This window comes from Flavobacterium taihuense (genome assembly GCF_019351435.1).
Lineage (GTDB): Bacteria > Bacteroidota > Bacteroidia > Flavobacteriales > Flavobacteriaceae > Flavobacterium > Flavobacterium taihuense.
Genome location: NZ_JAHWYN010000008.1, coordinates 86,404 through 109,436, shown reverse-complemented (window position 1 = coordinate 109,436; position 23,033 = coordinate 86,404). Strand labels below are relative to the sequence as shown.

19 protein-coding genes are annotated in these 23,033 nt (G+C 34.8%); 5 read left to right on the top strand and 14 right to left on the bottom strand.

Annotation, left to right across the window (positions count from 1 at the left end; translation table 11 throughout):
- Window positions 1–1,607, top strand: a 1,607-nt coding sequence (locus tag KZH69_RS10905; protein WP_219317474.1) for an HYR domain-containing protein, incomplete at its 5' end; no start/stop codon positions are given.
- A 356-nt stretch (window positions 1,608–1,963) separates the two neighbouring features.
- Here the strand turns inward: KZH69_RS10905 and KZH69_RS10900 are convergent.
- The 11 genes from KZH69_RS10900 to KZH69_RS10850 form a co-directional block, all read right to left on the bottom strand.
- Window positions 1,964–2,632, bottom strand: a complete 669-nt coding sequence (locus KZH69_RS10900; protein WP_219317473.1) for an FAD-binding oxidoreductase — start codon at window positions 2,630–2,632, stop codon at window positions 1,964–1,966.
- A gap of 4 nt (window positions 2,633–2,636) precedes the next feature.
- The gene (locus KZH69_RS10895; protein ID WP_219317472.1) at window positions 2,637–3,407 is read right to left on the bottom strand and encodes a slipin family protein; all 771 of its coding nucleotides are present in this window, start codon (window positions 3,405–3,407) and stop codon (window positions 2,637–2,639) included.
- Window positions 3,408–3,514: 107 nt separating this feature from the next.
- Window positions 3,515–4,360 (bottom strand): class I SAM-dependent methyltransferase, encoded by an 846-nt coding sequence (locus KZH69_RS10890; protein ID WP_219317471.1) that lies wholly within the window; start codon window positions 4,358–4,360, stop codon window positions 3,515–3,517.
- Between the two features lie 237 nt (window positions 4,361–4,597).
- The gene (locus tag KZH69_RS10885) at window positions 4,598–5,923 is read right to left on the bottom strand and encodes an ammonium transporter (protein WP_219317470.1); all 1,326 of its coding nucleotides are present in this window, start codon (window positions 5,921–5,923) and stop codon (window positions 4,598–4,600) included.
- A gap of 583 nt (window positions 5,924–6,506) precedes the next feature.
- Entirely contained in the window at window positions 6,507–7,823 is a 1,317-nt protein-coding gene (locus KZH69_RS10880) for an ammonium transporter (RefSeq protein WP_219317469.1), read from the bottom strand.
- A 343-nt stretch (window positions 7,824–8,166) separates the two neighbouring features.
- Window positions 8,167–9,240: an aminotransferase class I/II-fold pyridoxal phosphate-dependent enzyme gene (locus KZH69_RS10875; protein WP_219317468.1), complete on the bottom strand. Its 1,074-nt coding sequence runs from the start codon at window positions 9,238–9,240 to the stop codon at window positions 8,167–8,169.
- A gap of 4 nt (window positions 9,241–9,244) precedes the next feature.
- Window positions 9,245–10,261 carry a dipeptide epimerase gene (locus KZH69_RS10870; RefSeq protein WP_219317467.1) on the bottom strand — a complete coding sequence of 339 codons (1,017 nt, stop codon included), beginning with the start codon at window positions 10,259–10,261 and terminating at the stop codon, window positions 9,245–9,247.
- A gap of 137 nt (window positions 10,262–10,398) precedes the next feature.
- The gene (locus KZH69_RS10865; RefSeq protein ID WP_219317466.1) at window positions 10,399–10,776 is read right to left on the bottom strand and encodes a PH domain-containing protein; all 378 of its coding nucleotides are present in this window, start codon (window positions 10,774–10,776) and stop codon (window positions 10,399–10,401) included.
- A 79-nt stretch (window positions 10,777–10,855) separates the two neighbouring features.
- A complete protein-coding gene (locus tag KZH69_RS10860; RefSeq protein ID WP_219317465.1) occupies window positions 10,856–11,281 on the bottom strand; it encodes a DUF3157 family protein in 426 nt (141 codons plus the stop codon).
- 136 nt (window positions 11,282–11,417) lie between these two features.
- Window positions 11,418–11,882: an arginase family protein gene (locus KZH69_RS20515; RefSeq protein ID WP_369410659.1), complete on the bottom strand. Its 465-nt coding sequence runs from the start codon at window positions 11,880–11,882 to the stop codon at window positions 11,418–11,420.
- Between the two features lie 401 nt (window positions 11,883–12,283).
- Window positions 12,284–12,721 (bottom strand): SRPBCC family protein, encoded by a 438-nt coding sequence (locus tag KZH69_RS10850; RefSeq protein WP_219317464.1) that lies wholly within the window; start codon window positions 12,719–12,721, stop codon window positions 12,284–12,286.
- A gap of 478 nt (window positions 12,722–13,199) precedes the next feature.
- On the opposite strand from KZH69_RS10850, the gene KZH69_RS10845 reads away from it, so the two are divergent.
- The 4 genes from KZH69_RS10845 (at window position 13,200) to KZH69_RS10830 (ending at window position 16,363) form a co-directional block, all read left to right on the top strand.
- Window positions 13,200–13,358 carry a hypothetical protein gene (locus KZH69_RS10845; protein ID WP_219317463.1) on the top strand — a complete coding sequence of 53 codons (159 nt, stop codon included), beginning with the start codon at window positions 13,200–13,202 and terminating at the stop codon, window positions 13,356–13,358.
- Between the two features lie 57 nt (window positions 13,359–13,415).
- A complete protein-coding gene (locus tag KZH69_RS10840) occupies window positions 13,416–13,556 on the top strand; it encodes a hypothetical protein (RefSeq protein ID WP_219317462.1) in 141 nt (46 codons plus the stop codon).
- Between the two features lie 189 nt (window positions 13,557–13,745).
- Window positions 13,746–14,723, top strand: coding sequence for a Gfo/Idh/MocA family protein (locus KZH69_RS10835; protein ID WP_219317461.1), 978 nt, complete (start codon window positions 13,746–13,748; stop codon window positions 14,721–14,723).
- A gap of 104 nt (window positions 14,724–14,827) precedes the next feature.
- On the top strand, window positions 14,828–16,363 hold the full coding sequence (locus KZH69_RS10830) for a YifB family Mg chelatase-like AAA ATPase (protein ID WP_219317460.1): 1,536 nt from the start codon (window positions 14,828–14,830) through the stop codon (window positions 16,361–16,363).
- Window positions 16,364–16,621: 258 nt separating this feature from the next.
- Here the strand turns inward: KZH69_RS10830 and KZH69_RS10825 are convergent, their stop codons facing one another.
- The 3 genes from KZH69_RS10825 to KZH69_RS10815 all read right to left on the bottom strand — a co-directional run bounded on the left by KZH69_RS10825 (window position 16,622) and on the right by KZH69_RS10815 (window position 22,909).
- The gene (locus tag KZH69_RS10825; RefSeq protein ID WP_219317459.1) at window positions 16,622–17,911 is read right to left on the bottom strand and encodes a DEAD/DEAH box helicase; all 1,290 of its coding nucleotides are present in this window, start codon (window positions 17,909–17,911) and stop codon (window positions 16,622–16,624) included.
- Window positions 17,912–18,107: 196 nt separating this feature from the next.
- A complete protein-coding gene (ypfJ, locus tag KZH69_RS10820; RefSeq protein WP_219317458.1) occupies window positions 18,108–18,959 on the bottom strand; it encodes a KPN_02809 family neutral zinc metallopeptidase in 852 nt (283 codons plus the stop codon).
- Window positions 18,956–22,909: a PAS domain S-box protein gene (locus tag KZH69_RS10815; protein ID WP_219317457.1), complete on the bottom strand. Its 3,954-nt coding sequence runs from the start codon at window positions 22,907–22,909 to the stop codon at window positions 18,956–18,958. The genes ypfJ and KZH69_RS10815 overlap by 4 nt, the downstream gene beginning before the upstream one ends.
- Between the last annotated feature and the right edge of the window lie 124 nt (window positions 22,910–23,033).

The following is a 23,033-nucleotide window of genomic DNA, read 5'->3' as shown; positions in this document are numbered from 1 at the left end:
ACGTAACGGCTCCATTGGCTGACGTTGCCGCACTTTCCGATGTAACGGGCGAATGCTCTGCAACGGTTACCGCACCTACAGCCACCGACAACTGCGCAGGAGTCATCACCGCGACAACGCTAGACCCGGTTTCCTATTCCGCACAGGGAACCTATACCATTCATTGGACTTATAATGACGGCAACGGGAATACTTCTGCGCAAACGCAGACAGTAATTGTCAAAGACGTAACGGCGCCATTGGCTGACGTTGCCACGCTTGCCGACGTAACGGGGGAATGCTCTGCAACGGCTACCGCGCCTACGGCCACCGACAACTGCGCAGGAGTCATCACCGCGACAACGCTAGACCCGGTTTCCTATTTCGCACAGGGAACCTATACCATTCATTGGAATTATAGTGATGGCAACGGGAACACTTCGGCGCAAACGCAGACAGTAATTGTAAAAGACGTAACGGCGCCTACGATAATTTGTCCCGCAGATATAGCGTTGTCAACTTGTATGAGTACGGCAACATGGTCCGTGCCAAATACTTATGATAACTGTTCTGCCGTTACAGTTTTACAAACAGCTGGGCCTGCACCAGGGTCATCTAATTTTGGTATTGGTACTACTGTGATTACTTATACAGCAACAGATACGGGTGGTAATACAACAACTTGTTCGTTTAATGTTATAAGAGCTACAGCATTAAGTGCTAGTATTACAACTGATAAATCTATGCTTTACTTTGGTTATACAGGTGATCAGACTGCAAATATAACAGCAACACCATCAGGAGGAACTGCTCCATATATTGTAAAAATTACTATGGTAAACGGTGCAACACCTATAGTGGCTCCTGCTGCAGTGCGAACAAATGGTCAACTGATCTGTGGTTTTATTAATGCATCAGGTAAGGAGGTTTGGACACCGGGATTATCTACAAATGTTGGTCTTTCGACAGGTATTAGTTGTTCAACAAATTCTGTAACTGCTTCATCTACTTCATATTCTATTAACGGCAGTTATTCCGTAAATGTGGCGCTTTTGGCCGATGCACGATTCTTAGCAACGGTAATAGATGCCAATGGCTGTACTTATACAACTCCTTATGATTTAGCAGCAAGAGTGGATGCAGAAGATGTACGTTGTTTCGCTGGTAATAGTGGTGTGGTTAAAGTAGCGATATGTCATCAAACAGGAAGTGCTAAGAATCCTTGTACGGCGATTTGTGTTGATCAGTCGGCAGTGCAGGAACATCTTAATCACGGAGATTTTTTGGGTAAATGTACGAGTACTTGCAAGGCTCCAGCATCTAATGCAAAAACACCTCATTCTGACAAAATACTTGTTGAAGCAACAGCTACAGATATAGAACCTGTTGAATTTGTCGTAAAAGTTTTCCCTAATCCAACCGACAATCAGTTTACTTTAGTTTTGGAAGGTGGCAGTTCTGAAAAAATTGAGGTATTGGTTTATGATATGCTTGCGCGTAAGGTGAAAAGTATCGAAAAAAATAAGAATCAAGCAATTATTTTCGGAGAAGAGTTCCCTGTCGGAGAATATATTGTCTTAATAAGACAGGGAGACAATGCAAAAACATTGAATCTGATAAAAAAATAAATTGCTTAATGAGTTTTAAGTTAAAGCCTTCCGGATTTTATTTTGGAAGGCTTTTTTTAAAAGGAGATTGTTAGTTTGTAAAGAACGAAGTGTACTCATATAGAATTGAATGGTAAAAGATGTTATTCTTTTTAGTTTTGAAAAATGCTTGTGAAATGAAAAGGTATTAGTTATAACGAAATAATCTGATCGAATACTGATGCCGCGTAAAGGGTAGAAGCAGGCTACCGAAGTAGCGCGGATGACCTGACCGCATAAGAGAAAGGGGCGAATAAAGACAACGATGAGTAAGCCCCTTTTACTTATGGGGTTACGCTCACATGAATTTTGGGGAACTGATCAGGTAAATAATGTTTTTATTTTTCGAAAATTACTGTACTTGCTGTGGCGCCTAGATCTAATAGGTTGTTTGTGATATTTTTTACAAATTCGGTGGGACCGCATACGTAAAAGTTTTGACCGAAGTCTGAAATGGTTTCGATTAGAAAATTGCGATCTATTCTTTTTTCTTGAAATCCGACTACATTTTCTCGGGTATAGATATTTAAAAAATCTCTCTTTAGCATTTTTTTTAATTCTTCGGACATAATTACATCTTCCGATGTTTTGTTGCTGTAAATGAGTTTGTTGCCTAGTATGTGTTGTTTTTTGTACAAATCACGAAAGATAGAAATGAATGGGGTAATACCTGCACCTCCAGCAATAAAAGTTCCTTTTCCTTTGTATTGTATAGCCCCGAAAACATCATGTAGAATCAATTCGGCTCCAGTATTAATGCTTCCTAGCTTATTGGTCACTCCTTCATGGTCTTTGTATATTTTAATCATGAATTCGAGATAATTCTGTTCCCTTAAATTGGTGAAAGTAAAAGGGCGTAATTTTTCGTTCCATTCAGGTAGATTTATGGAAACACTGGTAGCTTGCCCCGGAATAAAATCATATCCTGTGGGTTTTTCTAGGACAAAGCATTTTACATCATGTGTGATATAAAAAGCTTTCAATATTTTAACGATTGCGGTATTCATTTCGTTATTGGGTTGTTTTTTTTTCGTCGATTAGTTTTGTAAAACTTTTTGCTGCACTTGTAAAGTCAGATGGAATCAGAATTACTGTAGTAGTATTATTGTCAATACCTATTTCAGCCAGCATTTGCATACGCCTTAATTCAAGTGCAATTGGACTTTCCTCCATTTTTTTTGCACCTTGGGTTAGTTTTATTGAAGCTTCTAACTCGGCTTCCGCTTTTACGATTCTCGCTCTTTTTTCCCTGATGGCTTCTGCTTCACGCGCCATGGCTCTTTGCATAGCTTCTGGGATTTCGACATCTTTCATTTCTACCATTTCGATTTTAATTCCCCATGGCTCGGTTGCTGTATCTACAATTTTTTGCAGCGTTCCATTGATTTGTTCTCTTTCTCTCAATACTTCGTCAAGAGAGTGTTGTCCGATGATGTTTCTTAATGCGGTGACTGAAAATTGATAAACAGCTTTATTGTAGTCGGCTACTTTAATAATTGCATTTTCAGGATTGGTTATTTTGAACCATAGGACTGCATTTACTTTAATCGTTACGCTGTCCTTTGTTATGGTTTCTTGTTGTTCGAGGTCGACAGTTTTTGTCCTGATATCAACCCGTTGTTGTCTCTCTATGAAAGGAATAATCCAATAAATACCAGGGCCTTTTATGTTTTTGAAGCGGCCAAGTCTAAAAACTACTGCACGTTGGTATTCTTGTGCAATGCGAATTCCTCCTATAACGAACATTGCTAATAAGATTTCGGCAATTTGTATAGATGTCATAAGTATTTGTTTTTTTAGCGTTATGTTTATTGTATGTTGTATGTGTTGTTTTAGAGGGCCTAAAAGACTAGTCAGTCTTTTTAAAATTTATAATATGATAATGGTTTTTATTTTTCTCCATAAATAACAAGTGCGCTTGAGTCAATAATGACTTGGTCGTCCGGATATTTTTGATTTATTAATTCATATACTTCTTTTTTTATTTTTCCCTTCATTGCCTCGTCTGCTTTACTAAGGGCAGCAACTACAGGGGCGGCAATATCATTCATTAGATTCCAGTACACATCTATCGTTTTGCAATTTAATTTCCCTGTAACTTCATTTTCAGAAATATTTTTTAAACCTGCCTGTGAAAATAAGTTTGTCATGAATCCTTCTTTTGCACAACGAAACATTCCTGGTGCCCCAGGAGGAGGTGGCGGTATTTCTATATTTTTATTGATAGTTCCCATGGTAGCCGTTACCCAGAAATTTTTTTCGGGAATATTCCAAACGGCAGTGGCAATTTTGCCTCCAGGTTTAAGGACTCTTGTCATTTCTTTTAGGGCTAATGACATATCAGGAAAAAACATAAAGCCAAAACGACAACTAATAGCGTCAAAAGTATTATTTGCAAATGGGAGCTCACTTACGTCGCACACCATGGTTTCAAAATTTTTTATTCCTCTTTTTTTTGCATTTTCCTGAGCTACTTCAAGCATTCCTTCAGCTAAGTCTGTAGAAATTACTTTACCACTGTTCAAATGCGATGCAATTGTGAGACCAGGCTCTCCTGTTCCCGCAGCGACATCCAAGACGATATCGTCGTCTTTTAAATTGAGTAGTTTAATTATTTCATCTCCCATTGGTTTTAGAAAATCCATTGTGAGTTCGTCCCATTTTTTCCAGCCAGATGAAAACTTATTCCAAGTTTCTCTCTGTTGGTTCCTGATTTGTTCGATTTCTAGTTCCATAACAGTTTGATTTATTGTTTTTAATTATATCGTCAGCGACATAACTTTGTAGGAAAGAAATGAGAAAGATTGAAGAGTGATTATTGTTCTGAAATGGGGTAATAAATTTAGGAATATAATGGCAGTGTATCTGTTAAAATCATCATATATTTTTTAATAAATGGAAGGGTGATTTATATAAAAAAAAAACACTCTAAAATAAATTCTAGAGTGTTTTTAGTATTTGAAAATTGAGTTTTATAGGAATTCTCCGTGTTGAGAAATATCTAATCCTAATTCTTCTTTTTCTTCAGTAACTCTTAACGGAGTTATTTTATTTACAATGAAGAATAAAGCATAAGAAATTGTGAAAGCAAATATTGAAACCAGAACCAATGCTTTCAATTGTATTAAAAACAAAGTTGGGTCACCAAAAATTAAACCTTGGTTATCACCTACAATTGGGTTTATGGCTTTTGATGCAAAAACTCCAGTCAAGAGCATACCTACCATACCTCCAACACCATGACAGGCAAATACATCTAAGGCATCGTCAATTTTTCCTTTTGGAAATTTGCTTACGACAAGGTTGCTTATAACACTTGCAATAATACCGATTGCCATAGCATGAGGAATGCTTACAAATCCTGCTGCGGGCGTAATGGCAACTAGTCCTACTACAGCTCCGATAGAAGCACCCATAGCCGAAAGTTTGTGTCCAAGAATTTTGTCTAAAAAGACCCATCCCATGGCAGCGGCAGCGGCAGCTACAGTTGTAGTTCCCAATGCTTGAGCAGCAAGACTACCAGCTCCTACGGCAGATCCTGCATTGAAACCGAACCAACCGAACCATAATAAACCAGTACCTAGTAATACATAAGTAATACGAGCTGGGTTTGTTTTTTGTACTTTTCTTTTTCCTAAGAAGATAGCTCCAGCCAAAGCAGCCCAACCAGCACTCATGTGAACTACAGTTCCACCGGCAAAATCTAATACTCCCATTTTGAAGAACATTCCGTCAGGATGCCAAGTCATGTGGCATAATGGCGCATATACAAATAGTATAAACAATACCATAAATAATAGGTAAGCCCAGAAACGTACTCTTTCAGCAAAAGCACCTGTGATTAAAGCTGGAGTGATGATAGCAAATTTTGCCTGAAATAAAGCAAATAAAATAAAAGGAATAGTTGGTGCTAATTCCCAAGCTGTGTTTGCACTTACTCCATTAAAGAACAGATTTGAGGATGGGTCACCTATAAAGCCTCCGATTGAAGGTCCAAAACATAATCCAAATCCAATTACAACCCATAGTACGGTTACTATAACCATAGCCATAAAGCTTTGTAACATGGTACTAATAACATTTTTTTTGCCTACCATTCCACCATAAAAGAATCCGAGTCCTGGCGTCATTAATAATACAAGCGCTGTGGCTACAATCATCCAAGCCGTGTCTCCTGTGTCTAACTTTAATTCTACAATGTGTGCTCCTAATGTTGGTGATTCAACAAGGAAATGAATTGAAAAAATGGATAATACCAGCATTGTGATTAGTATCACACTTAAAATAATTTTTCGCATAGTTTTTGGTTTTAATTTTTTATAAAAGTATTAAATGATTGACTACCCTCCAAAAATTATGGGTGTATATGGTTATTTTTATGAATATTGTATTAACAGCCTGTCTATTTTGAGGGGTGTTCAATTTTTAAAGTAAAAATATAGAATGTGTTAATAGGGATTTAAGTTTTTTTTAAGATTTTTTTTTTAAATGACTGCATTTTTATGAAATAATCGCCTATTTTGGTAGTTGGACGAGAGTTTTGTTAATGATAGCTTAAAAAATCGTTTATAATGATTTGTTTTTTAGAAGCGATTTGGTTTTGTCTTCTTAAGGAGGTTTGAAGAAGTTTGAGGGTAAATTTTCGTAAAGTTGTTTTTTTTTTCATCGGAAGTAAATTTGTTAAATTTATTAAAAATTTGTTAAATATTAAAAAATTAGATTAGTGTTTATTTGATTTTATAGGTTTGTCTATATGATGTGTATGAGCGTTTTTTAATTGGAATTGAATCAAAGGGGATTGCTATTAACATGATGGTTTGGCAGAATGCAAAAAAAAACACCCTAAAAAATAGAGTGTTTTGGTTTTGTAATTAAAAGATGTTATAAATATTCTCCGTGTTGTGAGATGTCTAATCCTAATTCTTCTTTTTCTTCGGATACTCTTAAAGGAGTTATTTTATTAACAATATAGAAAAGAAAGTAGGACATTGTAAAAGCAAATATAGAAACGCCAACTAAAGCAATCATTTGGTGAGTGAATAATTTAGTTTCGCCAAAAGCAAGTCCTTGATCGATAACAGCAGGATTGATGTCTTTAGATGCAAAAACGCCTGTCAAAACCATACCAACCATTCCGCCAACACCGTGACAAGCAAATACATCTAAGGCATCATCAATTTTTCCTTTTGGAAATTTGCTTACCATAATGTTACTGACAAGACTTCCAAGAATCCCGATGGTGATTGCGTGTGGTATACTGACATATCCAGCAGCGGGCGTGATAGTCACCAGTCCTACTACAGCACCAATACAGGCGCCCATAGCCGAAAGTTTGTGTCCCATGATTTTATCAAGAAATACCCACGCCATTGAAGCTGATGCAGCTGCTACGGTTGTTGTCCCTAATGCTTGTGCAGCAAGCCCATTTGCTCCCATGGCAGATCCAGCATTGAAGCCGAACCAGCCAAACCATAATAAACCAGTTCCTAATAATACATAAGTGATACGAGCTGGGTTAGCTTTAGGTACTTTTCGTTTTCCAAGGAACATTGCACCGGCAAGAGCTGCCCATCCTGCGCTCATGTGTACAACTGTTCCTCCTGCGAAATCCAATACTCCTAAATTGTATAACAACCCATCAGGATGCCAAGTCATGTGAGCTAACGGAGTGTATACAAATAAAATGAATAAAACCATAAATAAAAGGTAGGCCCAAAAACGAATGCGTTCTGCGAATGCTCCTGTTACAATAGCTGGAGTTATAATGGCAAATTTTGCTTGAAATAAAGCAAATAATAAAAAGGGAATTGTCGGTGCTAACTTCCATGAAGTACCAATGCCTACACCCTGGAATAATAGATTTGGCAGTGGATTTCCAATTATGCCTCCTATTGATGGCCCGAAAGATAGCCCGAAAGCAATTAAAACCCATAGAACTGTTACGATGATCATGGCCATGAAACTCTGAAGCATGGTACTAATGACATTTTTTTTGCCGACCATGCCTCCATAAAAAAAGCCTAGTCCAGGGGTCATTAATAAAACCAATGCCGAAGCAACTAGCATCCACGCCGTATCTCCAGTATTGAATTTTGAAATTTCGGAAAGGTTTGTTGGGTTCTTTGTTAAAAAGTAATTAGAGCAATAGGATAGTACCAAAATCGTGATGAGAATCACACTTAAAACTATTTTTCGCATTTTAGATTAAATTTTTATTTTTTTTATGCAAAAATAAAAAATCATTTCAATCACCATCTTAAAATGGGTATTGATATGTCATTTTTATCATTTTTATATTTTGACCCCTAAAAATTTGGGGTAGGTGATGCAAAATGTACTTAAAAATAACAATAATTTAATTTAATACGTTTTTAAGGTGTTAATTCAATCATGTGCTTTTGGGAATTGTAGCTGTTTATTTCGATTACTGGATGTATTATCAGTTTTGAGTTATAAATATAATAAGTCTGTCGTTTATTGTTATAAAATTATAGCTCTATTGATTGAATTTGGGGAAGTTTATTCTTTTTTGTCTTAATCACTACAGCACAAATCGAATGTCACCTTCAGAATCAGCACGTAGTTGTGTAAAAATATTTAATTGTTGTATCATTATGTCTAAATCCTCTTTGGTATGATGGGCACTAATGACAATCCTACTTAATTTTCCTGATGTTGTTGGATAAGGAAATGAGGTTGGAATAATGTTGTTTTCCAGCAGTAGTTGTAGTAATTCCTCTTGGTCAAAATAGATGGCAGGATAGGTGGAGGTAAAAGTAAAGGCCTTGTTGGGAATAAGATTTTCAGCAACATAATTTAAATTGTCGTTTAGTTGTTTTCTCTGTAAATGATAGATATTTTGAGCATTTACAAAAGTTTCCAAAAAAGCTGGATTCATTCCAGAAGCACCAACAAAGTTTTGTTGTTTTTTTATTTCGTCTATAAATAAAGAATCTCCTGCAATAACCCCACCCGAAAGACCCATGGCTTTTCCGAGGGATGCGATACTAATTTTTTGATGAACATTTGAAGGAAGTTCGTATTGATTTAAAACGCCTTGTCCTTCGTTGCCTAGAATTCCGATGCTATGTGATTCATCAAGTAGCAAGGTTATGATTTTAGAACTTGGAATATCTTTTAGTATCCTCAAATCAATGGGAGTAACCTCTAGTGAGGGAATAGCATCAGCTACGATTCCGATTCTTGAAACAGTAGGGTCTAAAAGAAATGGATTCAGTTTCCCGTTTTGAATCAAAGGAAGTGAAAAAGGATGTAATAAAGCGGGATGCGTATTAGGGAAATGAAAAACCAAATCGGTGATATGTTGTAATTGTTCAAGAACCAATTTTCCAGCAAGCATACCTGATGAAACGGTAACAGCTGCTTCGGTTCCTATTTGTTTGGCTAGTAAATCTTCGGCAATTTTATAAATTCCTAGTTGAATGTTGGCCGAACGGGAACTCCCATAACTTGTTCCCCATTTTTGAAGACTATCCGATAGAATATTTTGAAACTCGGGTAGGGTGGTAACACCTAGGTAATTGGTACCACCAAAGTAGAAAAACTCTTCGCCTTCCTTATAAAATACTCTATTGGGAATCTCGTTTAGTTGCATTAGTTTAGCGATTTATTAATGAAGCACCTATTCCATTCGAATCGACATAATGAATAATTCCATCGGTAATGGTAACACCAGTAGCAATGTCTTCGGATAGTAATAATGCGCCATCCATATCCACATAATCCAATTCTGGTAATAAATGAGCAATGGCTGAAATGCCAATCGAGGATTCAGTCATACAACCCACCATTGCTTTCATTCCAAAGTGTTTAGCTTCTGCGATCATTCTTCTTGCTGGCGTAAGGCCTCCACATTTTACTAATTTTATATTGACTCCATGAAAATGATTGTGACATTTGGCCACATCTTCTTCTACAATGCAACTCTCGTCGGCAATAATTGGCAAGACAGAGTGCTTGAAAACCTCTTTGTGTGCGGCCCATTGATCTGCTTTAATGGGCTGTTCGAGAAACTCGACCCCTAGTTTTTTTAGTGCAATTGCATTATTAATCGTTTCAGTAACCGTCCAGCCACAATTGGCATCTATTCGGAAACGGGCGTCGGTATGTTTGCGCAATTCGGTGACAATGGCAATGTCGTCTTTGGTGCCTAATTTAATTTTGTAGATAGGCCAAGGCATTTCTTTCAGCTTCGTCACCATTTTATCTATTTTATCAATCCCAATGGTGTAATCTGTTTTGGGATTGTGCAAAGGAGAATTTCCCCAAAGTTCGTATAGTTTTTTGCCTTTTTTTTGGGCATACAAATCATGGTAAGCCATGTCCAAAGCACATAATGCAAACCTATCATTCTTTAATAAAGCCGAAGCACTATCCCAGAATTCCTCGGGAGTTTCGTCATTATGGGATTCTATAAACGGAATAATAGCTTCCAAGTTCGCTCTCATGCTGTCCACCGTGATATTATAGTACGGATTCGAAGTCGCCTCACCAAAACCCGAAAATCCATCACTTTGCAATTCGACAATCAGTGTAGGTTGTATATCGTGTGACTCTCTCGAAATCGTAAAAGTGTGCTTTAGTTTGAGCTTAAAAGTGCGAATGATTATTTTCATAGTATGCAGGTTTTAAGAGGGTTGAGATGAAAAAAACAAGAAACAAGAAGAAAGTATGAAGAGAAATCAATTCAATTTAGAAACCCACATCCAAAAATCTTTCTTCTTGACTCTTTTTTCTCTTTCTTTAATCTAATTTATTTCAAAATATGTTGACTCAGGATTTGATACACTTCGTTGATGTTATTACCGCCTTTACCAAATTGTTTAGAAATGGGAGCATCTTCGCCAGTGAGCCAAATCTTCAATTCGGCATCCATGTCAAGGATTCCTGCGCTTTCTTTAGAGAATTTTTTAATAGACGAATACGGAATCGAAAGGTAATCAACCTTACTGCCTACTAGTTGTTTTTCAACCAAAATCAGTCTTTTGTTGGTAAAAACAAACATATCCTTAATCACTTTGTAGCCTTTCTCGATCGTTTCACCGGCTATCATTAAAGGTTCAAATTCTTTCGAAAGATTTTCTGTGTTTACTTCGGATGCATTGCCCAGAATGGCATTAAATAGTCCCATAGTATTTTCTTTAAGTTGTAAGACTCAAATTTAAAGAATTTACTTGTTTTAACACTATAATTTGGCACAAAATCATAAACTAATGCTTTTCATTGTCCCGTGAGAATATGTAACCTATTCTTTGGTATTTCATTTCTGTTCCCTTTACGCAAAGTGAATATGTTCCATTGTCTTTCTGTTCAGAAATAGTGATTAATGTAACATCTGTAATGGCGCAATTATTTTCTTTAGCAACCTGTTTTTTTAAATAATCGGTTGTTGCATTGTATCTTTTTAGCCAAGAGTTGATTCCTTTATCGCTTTTGGGTTCAAGAAAATTTTCGCCTAAATCACATGCCTTGCCGGGAATCTTTTTTTCTTCACTAATTACAGGTAAATCTAAGTATTCCCAAGTTTTATCTGCTTTTAAAACCACTTTTTTACCACTTTTTGTTGTTACAATCTCACTTTGAGCAAATGAAATTGTTGATATAAATAATAAGTAATACAGGATAATTTTTTTCATAGTATAGAATTTTAAAGTTTTTTTAAATGCGGTATAGATCTTTTTAAATTGTTGTTTAATAATTGTTTTAAGTTGATAGTTCTCCCAAATACGATTTAAAATAAAATCTCCCTAAATGCTTCGTTCTGACAAAATATCAGCTATTCTGTTTATTTACTTTTGTGAAGTACTGTTGAAGGTAACTGGTATTGTTCAAAACAAAATCTTTTGTATATTGACCGTTTGTGTCTAAATCTGGATCCAAAATAGCAATTTCAAAACCAGTTAGTTTGTCGCTTTTGAATAAGCGATAGGTCAATAGATTAAATTCTTCATGCATTAGTCCATCCACTGTTCTGCTGCCAACACATGGTATTATGGTCTCATTGAATACATCAACGTTTATATGAAGCCATAATCCAATTAGTTGTTTATTCTCAGTTTCTCTGAGGAAGGACTGCACACAATTTAGAATACCTTCTTTTCGCAACATTTCCAGGGGTATATATTTTACATTACAATTACGAATCTCATTTTTGTATTCATCATCATATTCTCGGTTTCCAGCGAACCAAAGGTTTTCTTGTTTTATATAAAGGGATAAATTTAAAATATTACCCACTTTTTAATGTTCATAACCAGTTGTCAATGAAGCTGCCATTCTGCCAGCACTATACCGGTTTCTGAAAATGAAATATTCATAAAATCAGTATGTCTATCTAGATAAGGTAAGGTATAATTTTCATGCTGTTTTAGAGCAATGGCTGTGCCAATCAGAATGCTACAATCACTACCAATTACAAAAGGAAATTTATTGTCAGTAAGCAAACCTTATATCTAGAGTTAAATTGAGCGTTATCTTTGAGTTTGTCAAATTTCCTCAAATATAAAACCAGTTTATATTAAGCCAATTGCCCAAATCCATTATAATAGCTGTTAGCGGATGCCATTATTGGTTAAATCCTTACTTTGTCAAATGGACTGATTTTGTAATTCATAAATTTAGTATGTCGAGGAATATTTTTATTTATTTTTGTTTTCGATTACTTGTTTCATTTTTTTTATTACCATTTTCCAATTTTCCGTTGAATGTTCTTTTTCCTTTTCTGTAGCGTTATTATCCTGAGTGAGAGTTATGACAGTTTTGTCATTATGTGTGGCTATTTTGTAAGTGACAAGATTATAATTTTCTGCCCTGTCTTCTTTTCCTGTCATAGAACTTAAATAAGTGCTTTGTAATGTTTTTTTAGGTACTATTTTTTTGATAATTCCTTTGTCATGATACTTTTTGCCTTCGTATTCACCATCATAAGTAATTGTGCTGCCTTCTTTCCAATCTGTACTAACATCTGTCCCCTTCAAATATTTTTTTATCAGTTTAGGTGTTATTAATGCTTCCCAAACTTGTACAGGACTGGCGTTAACGCTAATAGAAGTTTTGGTGACTAGTGAGTTTTTCATTTTATGTGATTAAATATATTTTGGAAATCATTTTAAAATTGGAAACAATAATTAAAGGTAGTACTTAAATCTTATAAAAGTGTTGTATAGTTTATGAAAATAAGCATATTAATTTCCACATACTTCTCTTTAAAAAAGGACTGTCAAAAAACTTCTATAAATATTTCTTCTGTCATTTGATTCTGTTTTATTATTGATTTCTCTACTGGTGAAGAGGTTTTAAGCTAACTATCGTATATGCTTGACTCATATATTCATGTACACCCTATTTTGGGAGTAGTCTATAACACTTGGTTGTCTCTTTTTCAAATATAAATAATAAACCTACTAACCGTAATTTTTGCTTGTTTTTACCCTCAGCAACTTAAAACAAGGCATTTGTAAGAGAAAAAATATTATGGTCTCTATTAATATACTTTCTAAAATTTAGTTATTTTAAAAAAACTATATTTGTTTAACAATAGCTTTTGATTCCAAAATGAACAATAGTAAGACCAATAAAATCTCGGCAGAGATTCAAATAGTAGGAGTGAATCAGTTCGTGTTTTTATCAGATACTGTTTTGGATTTAATTTTTCGACAAGCGAATAAAGACAAAGGAAAAATCCCTGTAAAAATTAAATTAGAAGGTTGTTAATTGGTTTAAACCTTAATAAAATATAGCTGGATATTGGCATTATTCTTAAATAAACCCATGCGAAAAATGGTTGAAAAAGAAGTGGGTGATACTGTTGATTTTAAAATTGCTTTTGATCCATCCATCGATAAAAATGTTTTGAGAGCTGTGAGCTTTTTATTCGCAAAAGAAAGATTCATCGGACGAGATAAACCTTAATATTGATGAATAAGAGCATGTGACAATGAAATAATCATAATAGCATTGCCAATTTTAACCGCAAATCTTTGCGAACTTAGCGTAATTCTTTGCTAGTCTCAGGGTAATTTTTTTTAGACTTACACCATTAAATACAATTAGAAATTTATTCAAAAATCTTATATTTACGTGTTTTTAAGAGTACCTGTAATGAAAAAGAATATAAAAATAAAATGGGGAATTGTAGGTTTGGGCCATATCGCGGAACAATTTGCCAGCGAATTGCAATTGGTTGAATCAGCAGAGCTTTTCGCTGTAGCTTCCAGAAGTTTGGACAAAGCTCGAGATTTTGCCAATCGGTTCCAATGTCCAAATGCCTATGGTTCTTATGATGAACTTTTTCAAGACGAAAATATCGACATTCTTTATATTGCCACACCTCACGATTCACATGCTGAATTAACTATTAAGGCATTGCAAAGCAACAAACATGTACTGTGTGAAAAGCCAATCGCTTTGCATTATCAAGATGCTTTGCAAATGATTAAAACGTCCAAACAATTCAATAAGTTTTTTATGGAAGCGTTTTGGACGCGATTCAATCCTTCAGTGCGTGAAGCTTTGTTACACGTTCAAAATGGATTAATTGGTGATGTAAAATACCTTAATGCAGATTTTGCTTTTGCAGTCGAAAATCTCGAAGGCAACAGAATGACTGATATAAAACTGGGCGGCGGTTCATTGATGGATGTTGGTGTGTATCCGTTGTTTTTGGCCTATTTAATGTTGGGAATTCCAAAAGAGATTGTAGCCAAATCTAATTTCCATTCCACTGGTGCCGACTTGCAAACATCTATCATTTTACAATATGAAACGGCACAAGCGATATTGCACTCCAGTTTTTTATCTTCTTCTAATCTTAAAGCTACCATAAGTGCTACGCAAGGCCGAATTAATCTAAACTCTCCGTGGTATATGACAGAATCTTATACTTTGATACAAGACGACCATAAAGAAAAGTTCAAAAGACCAACGCTTGGCAAAGGCTACACTTACGAAATTGAGGAATGTCATACTTGCATCCGTGCAAATAGAATTGAAAGTGAACTTTGGTCTCATCAAAATAGTTTGGATCTCATTACAATCGTGGATGAAGTGAGGAAGCAAATTGGGTTGGTGTATTCTTAATTTTCTGCGCACAGTAACATAGAATTGTTATATAAGTAAGAATTTAGTTAATTATTTTAGGTTTAAAGTAAAATTGTTTTTACATTTAAGCCAAACTATTATATATGCTAATCAAAGTTTATGGAAGTGCTGTTTTTGGGGTTGAAGCCACAACTATCACTGTTGAAGTGAATATTGATAAAGGAATAGGTTACCACTTGGTAGGTTTGCCGGATAATGCGATAAAAGAAAGCAGTTACCGTATTGCCGCCGCCTTAAAAAATAATGGTTACAATCTTCCAGTTAAAAAAATAACCATCAATATGGCACCCGCCGATTTACGCAAGGAAGGATCAGCCTATGATTTGACACTTGCTATTGGGATTCTTGCCGCATCGGGACAGATCAAATCCGATGAGGTGGATAAATACCTCATTATGGGAGAACTTTCGCTGGACGGAAGTTTGCAGCCTATAAAAGGGGGACTTCCTATTGCCATTAAAGCCAAAGAAGAAGGTTTTAAAGGTTTCTTCCTTCCCAAGCAAAACGTAAAAGAAGCAGCAATTGTAGCTGGCCTTGACGTTTATGGTGTGGAAAATGTATTGGAAGTCATTGATTTTTTTGAAGGAAAGGGAACAATTGAGCCTACGGTTATTAATACACGGGATGAATTTTATAAAACCTTAGATTTTCCGGAATTTGATTTCTCCGAAGTACGTGGTCAAGAATCTATAAAACGGTGTATGGAAATTGCGGCTGCTGGGGGACATAATATAATTCTCATTGGTCCTCCTGGCTCAGGAAAAACTATGATTGCTAAAAGATTGCCTAGTATTTTGCCTCCAATGACTTTGAAAGAAGCTCTGGAAACTACAAAAATTCACAGTGTTGCTGGAAAAGTAAAGGATGTGGGATTGATGAATCAGCGTCCGTTTCGCAGTCCGCATCATACAGCTTCATCAGTGGCGCTTGTGGGCGGGGGGAGTTATCCGCAACCAGGCGAAATTTCGTTGGCGCACAATGGGGTTTTGTTTTTGGATGAATTGCCCGAATTCAAACGCGAGGTGCTGGAAGTAATGCGACAGCCATTGGAAGATAGAGAAGTAACCATTTCGAGGGCAAAATTTACGATAACTTATCCCTCGTCATTTATGTTGGTGGCAAGTATGAACCCGAGTCCGAGCGGATTTTTCAATGATCCGGATTCTCCCAACACTTCATCGCCTCATGAAATGACCCGCTATTTGAGTAAGATTTCCGGTCCTTTGTTGGATAGAATTGATATTCATATTGAAGTAACGCCGGTACCTTTTGATAAATTGACCGAAAAAAGAAATGGGGAAAGTAGTGTAGAAATCAGAAAACGTGTTACTTCGGCTCGTGAAATCCAATCCAAAAGATTTGAAGAAATAGATCATATTCATTATAATGCACAAATGAGTTCGAAACAAATTAGGGAGCATTGCGCACTTGATGACGCATCATTGCTCTTATTGAAAACTGCTATGGAAAGATTGAATCTTTCTGCCCGGGCTTTTGACAGGATTCTCAAAGTCTCTAGAACGATAGCCGATTTAGAAGGAGCAGATGTGGTGGGTTCCGGACATATCGCCGAGGCGATTCAATATAGAAGTTTGGATCGTGATGGGTGGTTGGGGTAAAAGAAATTTTAGATTTCAGAATTTAGATTTCAGAAAATTTGAAAGAAGTAAAAAACGTGTATTTTAGACCCGATAGAAACGATAGTCCTTGTGGGGGTTTGCATTTTGCCCCCCATAAGATTACTTCATTTAGTATTTATTTTGATTGGAGTTCAGTGAACTTCGTTTGTAGTGGATAGTGGGAGGAATCTTCAAAAGAAACGAAATTCTCTGCTTCTAAAAAAGTATTAAAATCAGGCTCTTAGATAATTTTAGATGTTATTTGGTAGAACGTCTGTCATTATTTTGACTTGGGCGTCTTGGACCAAAACTATTACTAGTGCTTCTGTTTGGATTATCATTTTTTGGTTTCTTAGGAGTTGAATTGCGTTGCTGTCTCTCTTGACCTTGTTTGATTGGTTCTGTTGATGCGTTTGGGTCTGGTTCAAAACCTTTGATGTTTTCTTTAGGTAATTTCAAGCCAACCAATTTCTCGATATCGCGTAAAAAAATGGTTTCGTCTGGACTAAATAAAGAAATAGCTTCTCCGCTTGCTCCAGCTCTTCCTGTTCTTCCAATTCGGTGAACGTAATCTTCAGGAATATTAGGTAATTCAAAATTAATAACATGCGGTAATAACGGGATATCCAAACCTCGTGCTGCAATATCTGTAGCGACCAAAGCGGTTAGACTTCCGTTTTTGAAACCAGCTAGGGCTTTGGTTCTGGCGCCTTGACCTTTATTTCCATGAATTGCAGCAGCTTTAATGCCTGCACTAATCATGCTTTCAGTCAACTTGTTGGCGCCTTGTTTGGTACGCGTAAACACCAAAATCTGTTTCCAGTTGCCTTCAGTAATCAATTTAATGATCAATTCTGTTTTTTTCTCTTTTGCAACAGGATATATTTTTTGAGCAATAGCATCAACTGTTGTGTTTTCGGGTGTAGCTTCAACCTGAACTGGATGGTGCAAGATACCCATTGCTAATTTCTTAATGTCTTTGGAGAAGGTTGCCGAGAACATCAAATTTTGTCTTTTTGAAGGCAATACTTTCATGACGCGTTCAATGTCTCGTAAAAAACCCATGTCGAGCATTCGGTCTGCTTCATCCAGAACCAAGATTTCTACTTTCGAAAGTGAAATTAAACCTTGATTTTGTAAATCAATTAATCGACCAGGAGTTGCTACTAAAATATCAACACCTTGACGCAATTGACTAACTTGTGGGTTTTGATTTACACCACCAAAAATGACGGTGCTGCGTATATCTAAAAATTCGCTGTATTCTTTTATATTCGCTAATATTTGAGCAGCTAATTCTCTTGTTGGTGTCAAAATTAAGGCACGAATTGGTCTGTGACTTAAATGTTTTCCTTGGGATAATAATTGTAATATGGGTAATGTAAAACCAGCTGTTTTTCCTGTTCCCGTTTGTGCAGATGCTAATACATCTTTGCCTTCTAAGACTGGTGGAATCGCTTTTTGTTGTATTGGAGAAGGAGTTGTATATCCTTTTTTGCTGACTGCTTTTAATAGAGCATCAGATAAGCCTAATGATTGAAATGACATAAATTGTGTTTATGAAGTAGACTGTAATTAATTTAGTTTACCCCTTTAAGTTGGCGCAAAGGTACTGTTATTTTATTCGTTGTGCCTTTGATTGCTTACTTTGTTTGTTTAAAGACAGATAGTATGTTGTTTGAAGTCCTTTCAAATCATGGCTGAGTTGCAAATAATATATGAAAATTGATGTTGAAAATGCATCCTAATTCAATTCCGAAAAAGTATCTCCTTGTCTAATGTCTCCAGTATTGTATCCTTTCATAAACCAGAATTTTCGTTGTTCGGATGTTCCATGAGTAAAGGATTCTGGAACTACATGTCCTTGCATTTTTTTCTGAATAGCATCGTCTCCAACTGCTTGTGCGGCACTTAATGCTTCGTCAATATCACCAACATCTAGATTTTCTTTATTGTATTTTGCCCAAACGCCAGCATAAAAATCTGCTTGTAATTCTAATGCTACGGATAATTTATTGGCTTCAGCTTCAGTTTTACCTTCTTGGGCTTGACGCATTTTGTCTGATGTACCTAATAAAGTTTGAATGTGATGCCCTACTTCATGGGCAATTACATAAGCAGTGGCAAAATCGCCACCTGAGGCTCCAAATCTAGTTTGCAATTCGTCAAAAAAGGCTAAATCCATATATACTTTTTGATCTCTAGGGCAATAGAAAGGACCTGATGCTGATGAAGCGCCTCCGCAAGCTGTTTCTACTGAACCTGTAAATAAAACCATTTTAGGTTTCTCATATTGTAGATTGTTTTCCTCAAATATTTTAGTCCAAATTACTTCAGTATCTTTAAAAACAACCCTAGGGAATACTGCTAATTTTTCTTCTTCTTCCGTCAACGGTCTTGATTCGGTTTGGGTGGTTTGTTGTTGATTGAATTGTTCTAAAATGGGTGTAATCATTTGAGCATTTTCACCGCCAAAAGCATTTATAAGAAAAATAATGATACCAATTATGCCACCACCTACTATGGTTTTGCCACCCGAGGACATACCTCTTCGGTCTTCTACATTTTCGCTTTGTCTTCTACCAATCCATTTCATATAAAGTTACTTTTTGTGATTAACCATTTTTCTAAAATATCTTCAAGAGTTTTCTTTACGATAGGTTTTGGAACATAATCATTCATACCTGCTTCTATGCATTTTTCTTTTTCTCCCATGACCGTTCCCGCAGTAAGTGCAATAATAATGATATCTTTAAATTCTTTGTTTTTGCGAATCAGTTTCGTTGCTTCATATCCATTTATTAGAGGCATTTGAATGTCCATTAAAATAATATTGGGTTGAATTTCCAATGCTTTTTCAATTGCCTTTTCCCCATCAATAGCTTCATGAATAATGCATTTTGGAATGATCTGTTTGACTAATGTTTTGGTCAAAAGCATATTGATTTTATTGTCTTCCACTATCAATATTGAAGGTTCTTCGTTTTCAAACTCAACTATTGAATTTTCAAAAATGAAGCTTTGGTTGTCTATTGTTTTTCCCTGTTTTGATTTATTACTGCTTTTTAGTTTTATATCAAAGAAAAAAGTACTTCCTATGTTATATTGGCTGGTAATCTGTAATTTACTATTCATTAAACCTAATAATTGATTTGAAATAGTCAATCCCAATCCTGTTCCTCCAAACTTTTTAGTAGTGGAACTGTCTTCTTGTGAAAAGGCTTGAAAAATTATTTTTTGATTGCTTTTTCGAATTCCAATTCCAGTGTCTTTTACTGAAAACCGCAGTGTAGTTTGACTTTTTTGAATCTCTAATACTGAAATGGTAAGGTCGATATTACCAACATGGGTAAATTTAACTGCGTTTGTTAATAGGTTAATGAGTACTTGTTTTAAACGAATGTAATCTACCCAAATGTATTTTGGTACATCTTCATTAATGTAGTAGTTTATTTCTAAATTTTTTGAATGAGCTTGATAATTGATCAATTCCTTTATTTGAAGAATGATATCCTCAGTACGGTATTTTTCTATATTGATTTCTAATTTTCCCGATTCAATTTTTGAAAAATCCAAAATATCATTTACCACTTCCAGTAATATATTGGCAGATTGATTGATGGTATTCATGTACTGTTTTTGAGTACTTTCCAAATTGGAGTTCATTAACAAATCAGTGTAACCAATGATACCGTTTAGTGGAGTTCGTATTTCATGGCTCATATTGGCCAGAAATTCAGATTTGGCTTTATTGGCAGCTTCCGCAAATTCTTTCTCTTTGACAATGGATTCATTATTTTTCTTTTCAGTAATGTCGATAATAATGCCTTCCATGAAAGCAATTTCACCATTTTTTATTATAGAATCTCCAAACTCTTCAACCCAAACAAGAGAATCGTTTTTATGTTTAATTCGGTAAATGATATGCAATGGTTTTTTTTCTTCTAAAGCAATTTTATTTGCCATTAAAACATTTTCTAGATCCTCACGAAATATTAAGTCTATAAAAAATATTTTATTCTCTAAGAAATCTGATTTAGGGTAACCTGTCAATTTCTCAATTTCGTCGTTAAGATAGATTTTTGTGTATTTTTCATCATAATTGGACAAAAAAACAGTGCCCGGGATGTTATTAGCCAATAATCTAAATCTTTCTTCGCTTTCTTCAATAATTGATTCGTTTATGTTTCTTTCTATGGATGAGGAAATGTTTTTTACTAATAATTGTAAAATTGAAATTTCATCGGTACTCCAAATACGCTCTTTGGTTGAATCATCAAAAACAAAAAAACCGTCAAATTCATTTTTTATAAAAACGGGGAAAAATAATATTGAATCAGGGTTCAGTCGACTCAAAAATATTTTTATTCTTTCAGTTAGAATGTTGTCTTTTATGTATTCGAAGAACTGTTTGGCAGGCAAATCTTTTATGTTATTATCAAATTTAGAAAATTCAATATTTTGTAATTTAGGACTTATGGTATCAAAATCTTGTAATTGATTTGTCCACATGCATTTTTGGTCAAATAATTGGGTTTTTGGATCCTTTTTGAAATAGGAAATTCGTTCGGATTGGGTTACTATTCCAAGTTCATTTATAATTCCCTTAATTAGTTTACTAGTGCTTTTTTGCAATAAAAATTGATTGGTATTTTTATTGATCACTAAGAGCAATTCACTTTTATAAGCAAGTCTTTGTTCTATTTCCAATCGCATTTGTGACGCTATTGCAATTACAATTAAATCAGAAATGGATTTAGCAAAATTAATGTCTTCATTGTCCCAGTTTTTAATTTGTTGGGTTGCTTCGAACGATAGTATTCCTTTTAATTTGCCGTCGATGAAGACAGGAGTGTCTAGTATTGAAAAGATATTATGTTTGTAAATGTAACTATCATTTTTTTTGTTATTTGTAGAATGAGATCTAATGTTTGATAAAACAACTTGGTTTTTGTTTTCAATTTTTTTAAAATAGCCAGCATTTTCAATTTTGTAAAAATAAATGTCATTTTCAAAAATCTTCGCAGTTGAATCATATAAATTACTGCAGCTGATTCCATCTTCTTGATATGTCCAATAACCAGCTCTATTAACACCTAATGTAGAGGCTGTGATTTTTAAAATTGTATTGATTGTTTGATCGAAATTTTCATTTTTGGAATGATTTAATATAGCAATATCTTTGAGTGTTTTACTGTATTTTTCGATTTTATCCTGTCTCTTCGATTTTTCATCTTCTATATCTTTTAATAAAGTGATATCTCGTGCAATACCGGAGTACCCATCAATTTCTCCAAAACTATTTCTTCGGATAAATACATTTTGGGAGATCCATACTTCTTCACCATTTTTTTTAAGAATGGGGAATTCCAGTGTTGTAAAATTATCTTCAATATCTAAAATATTTTGATAAAAACTCATGGTGTTGGTAATATAGTCCTTGCGAATTAAGGAGGAGAAATTTTTGGAAATAAATTCTTCTTTGGTATATCCTAGAAGTTTGATTGCATAATCATTTACGAAAGTAATGTCACCTCTATAATTAGCTTCAAAAATGATATCTACTGCTGTTTGAATTAAGGTTTCGTATTGTTTTCTTATTTTAATTTCATTGGTCACATCTTGTCCAATCCCTATAATGGAGTCTTCTGCAAACTTTTTATCAATCCATTGAATGAATTTGTATTCTCCATTTTTACATTTCAATTTTCGAATGTATAAACGGTTATCCACAAAGTTTTCATGATATTCAGAACCGATAAATTCAGGGTCCTCGGTCAGTTTCCAAAATCCAAATCCCATTACTTCATTTGGCGTATACCCTAAAATGGATGTTATAGTGTCACTGCAAAAGGTTACTTTTCCCTCTTTATTTGTTGCTATTGTAAGGGAATTTCCTTTGTTTACAATTTCATTGGTGAAGTTAAATTTTTCTTGGATTTTTGTTAATGAAACATGTCTGATGTGATTGATAATGAATACCATAATGCCGTAATTGATCAGAATAACGGCTCTTTTAACAGGAACTAAATCAAAAGCATAAAGTAAAATCAAATAACAAAAAACAAAACCCGAAAATATCCAATATTTTTTTATGGGTTTAATGATGATATATGAGAAGAAAAATAAAACGATAAATGCATATGTAGGGATAATGTCTTGTTGAAGAAATATGATATTATATCCAACCAACAGCGAATAGACATAAAACAAGAAAATATAAATAGTTTTGATTCTATTATATAAATATTTTGATTTTTCGCTTATTAAAAATAATAACAGAAAAAAACAACCTATTGAAAAATTGTTGATTAATAAGCTTTTGGGTCTAACATGAAATAATTCAAACAGAATTTCCAAAAATGGAATAACCAAACCTAGAAACAACAAATAAAGTTGGTATTCTCTTTTGTCTGATTCCTCAGTCGAAAGGTTATCTACGTTTTTTAAAATAGAACTTATTTTGGAGTTAGAATACAATAATGCAATTACTAAAATAACCAAGAATACATACAGAATAACATTTCTGTTGTTTGTGAGTATCAAATTTGTTTTTTCTAAACTTAACGGCATAGCAATACAAGCCAAACTTGGAAAAGAAAAGTGGAAGGTAAAAAATAATAATATGTTACAAAATAATGACATAGTTTATCGGTTGGGAACTAATCAG

Bases quoted from the DNA above. Each gene is read 5' to 3' on its own strand.
- KZH69_RS10900 (WP_219317473.1), bottom strand. From the start codon at position 2,632: ATGAATACCGCAATCGTTAAAATATTGAAAGCTTTTTATATCACACAT.
- KZH69_RS10895 (WP_219317472.1), bottom strand. From the start codon at position 3,407: ATGACATCTATACAAATTGCCGAAATCTTATTAGCAATGTTCGTTATA.
- KZH69_RS10890 (WP_219317471.1), bottom strand. From the start codon at position 4,360: ATGGAACTAGAAATCGAACAAATCAGGAACCAACAGAGAGAAACTTGG.
- KZH69_RS10885 (WP_219317470.1), bottom strand. From the start codon at position 5,923: ATGCGAAAAATTATTTTAAGTGTGATACTAATCACAATGCTGGTATTA.
- KZH69_RS10880 (WP_219317469.1), bottom strand. From the start codon at position 7,823: ATGCGAAAAATAGTTTTAAGTGTGATTCTCATCACGATTTTGGTACTA.
- KZH69_RS10875 (WP_219317468.1), bottom strand. From the start codon at position 9,240: ATGCAACTAAACGAGATTCCCAATAGAGTATTTTATAAGGAAGGCGAA.
- KZH69_RS10870 (WP_219317467.1), bottom strand. From the start codon at position 10,261: ATGAAAATAATCATTCGCACTTTTAAGCTCAAACTAAAGCACACTTTT.
- KZH69_RS10865 (WP_219317466.1), bottom strand. From the start codon at position 10,776: ATGGGACTATTTAATGCCATTCTGGGCAATGCATCCGAAGTAAACACA.
- KZH69_RS10860 (WP_219317465.1), bottom strand. From the start codon at position 11,281: ATGAAAAAAATTATCCTGTATTACTTATTATTTATATCAACAATTTCA.
- KZH69_RS10850 (WP_219317464.1), bottom strand. From the start codon at position 12,721: ATGAAAAACTCACTAGTCACCAAAACTTCTATTAGCGTTAACGCCAGT.
- KZH69_RS10845 (WP_219317463.1), top strand. From the start codon at position 13,200: ATGAACAATAGTAAGACCAATAAAATCTCGGCAGAGATTCAAATAGTA.
- KZH69_RS10840 (WP_219317462.1), top strand. From the start codon at position 13,416: ATGCGAAAAATGGTTGAAAAAGAAGTGGGTGATACTGTTGATTTTAAA.
- KZH69_RS10835 (WP_219317461.1), top strand. From the start codon at position 13,746: ATGAAAAAGAATATAAAAATAAAATGGGGAATTGTAGGTTTGGGCCAT.
- KZH69_RS10830 (WP_219317460.1), top strand. From the start codon at position 14,828: ATGCTAATCAAAGTTTATGGAAGTGCTGTTTTTGGGGTTGAAGCCACA.
- KZH69_RS10825 (WP_219317459.1), bottom strand. From the start codon at position 17,911: ATGTCATTTCAATCATTAGGCTTATCTGATGCTCTATTAAAAGCAGTC.
- ypfJ (WP_219317458.1), bottom strand. From the start codon at position 18,959: ATGAAATGGATTGGTAGAAGACAAAGCGAAAATGTAGAAGACCGAAGA.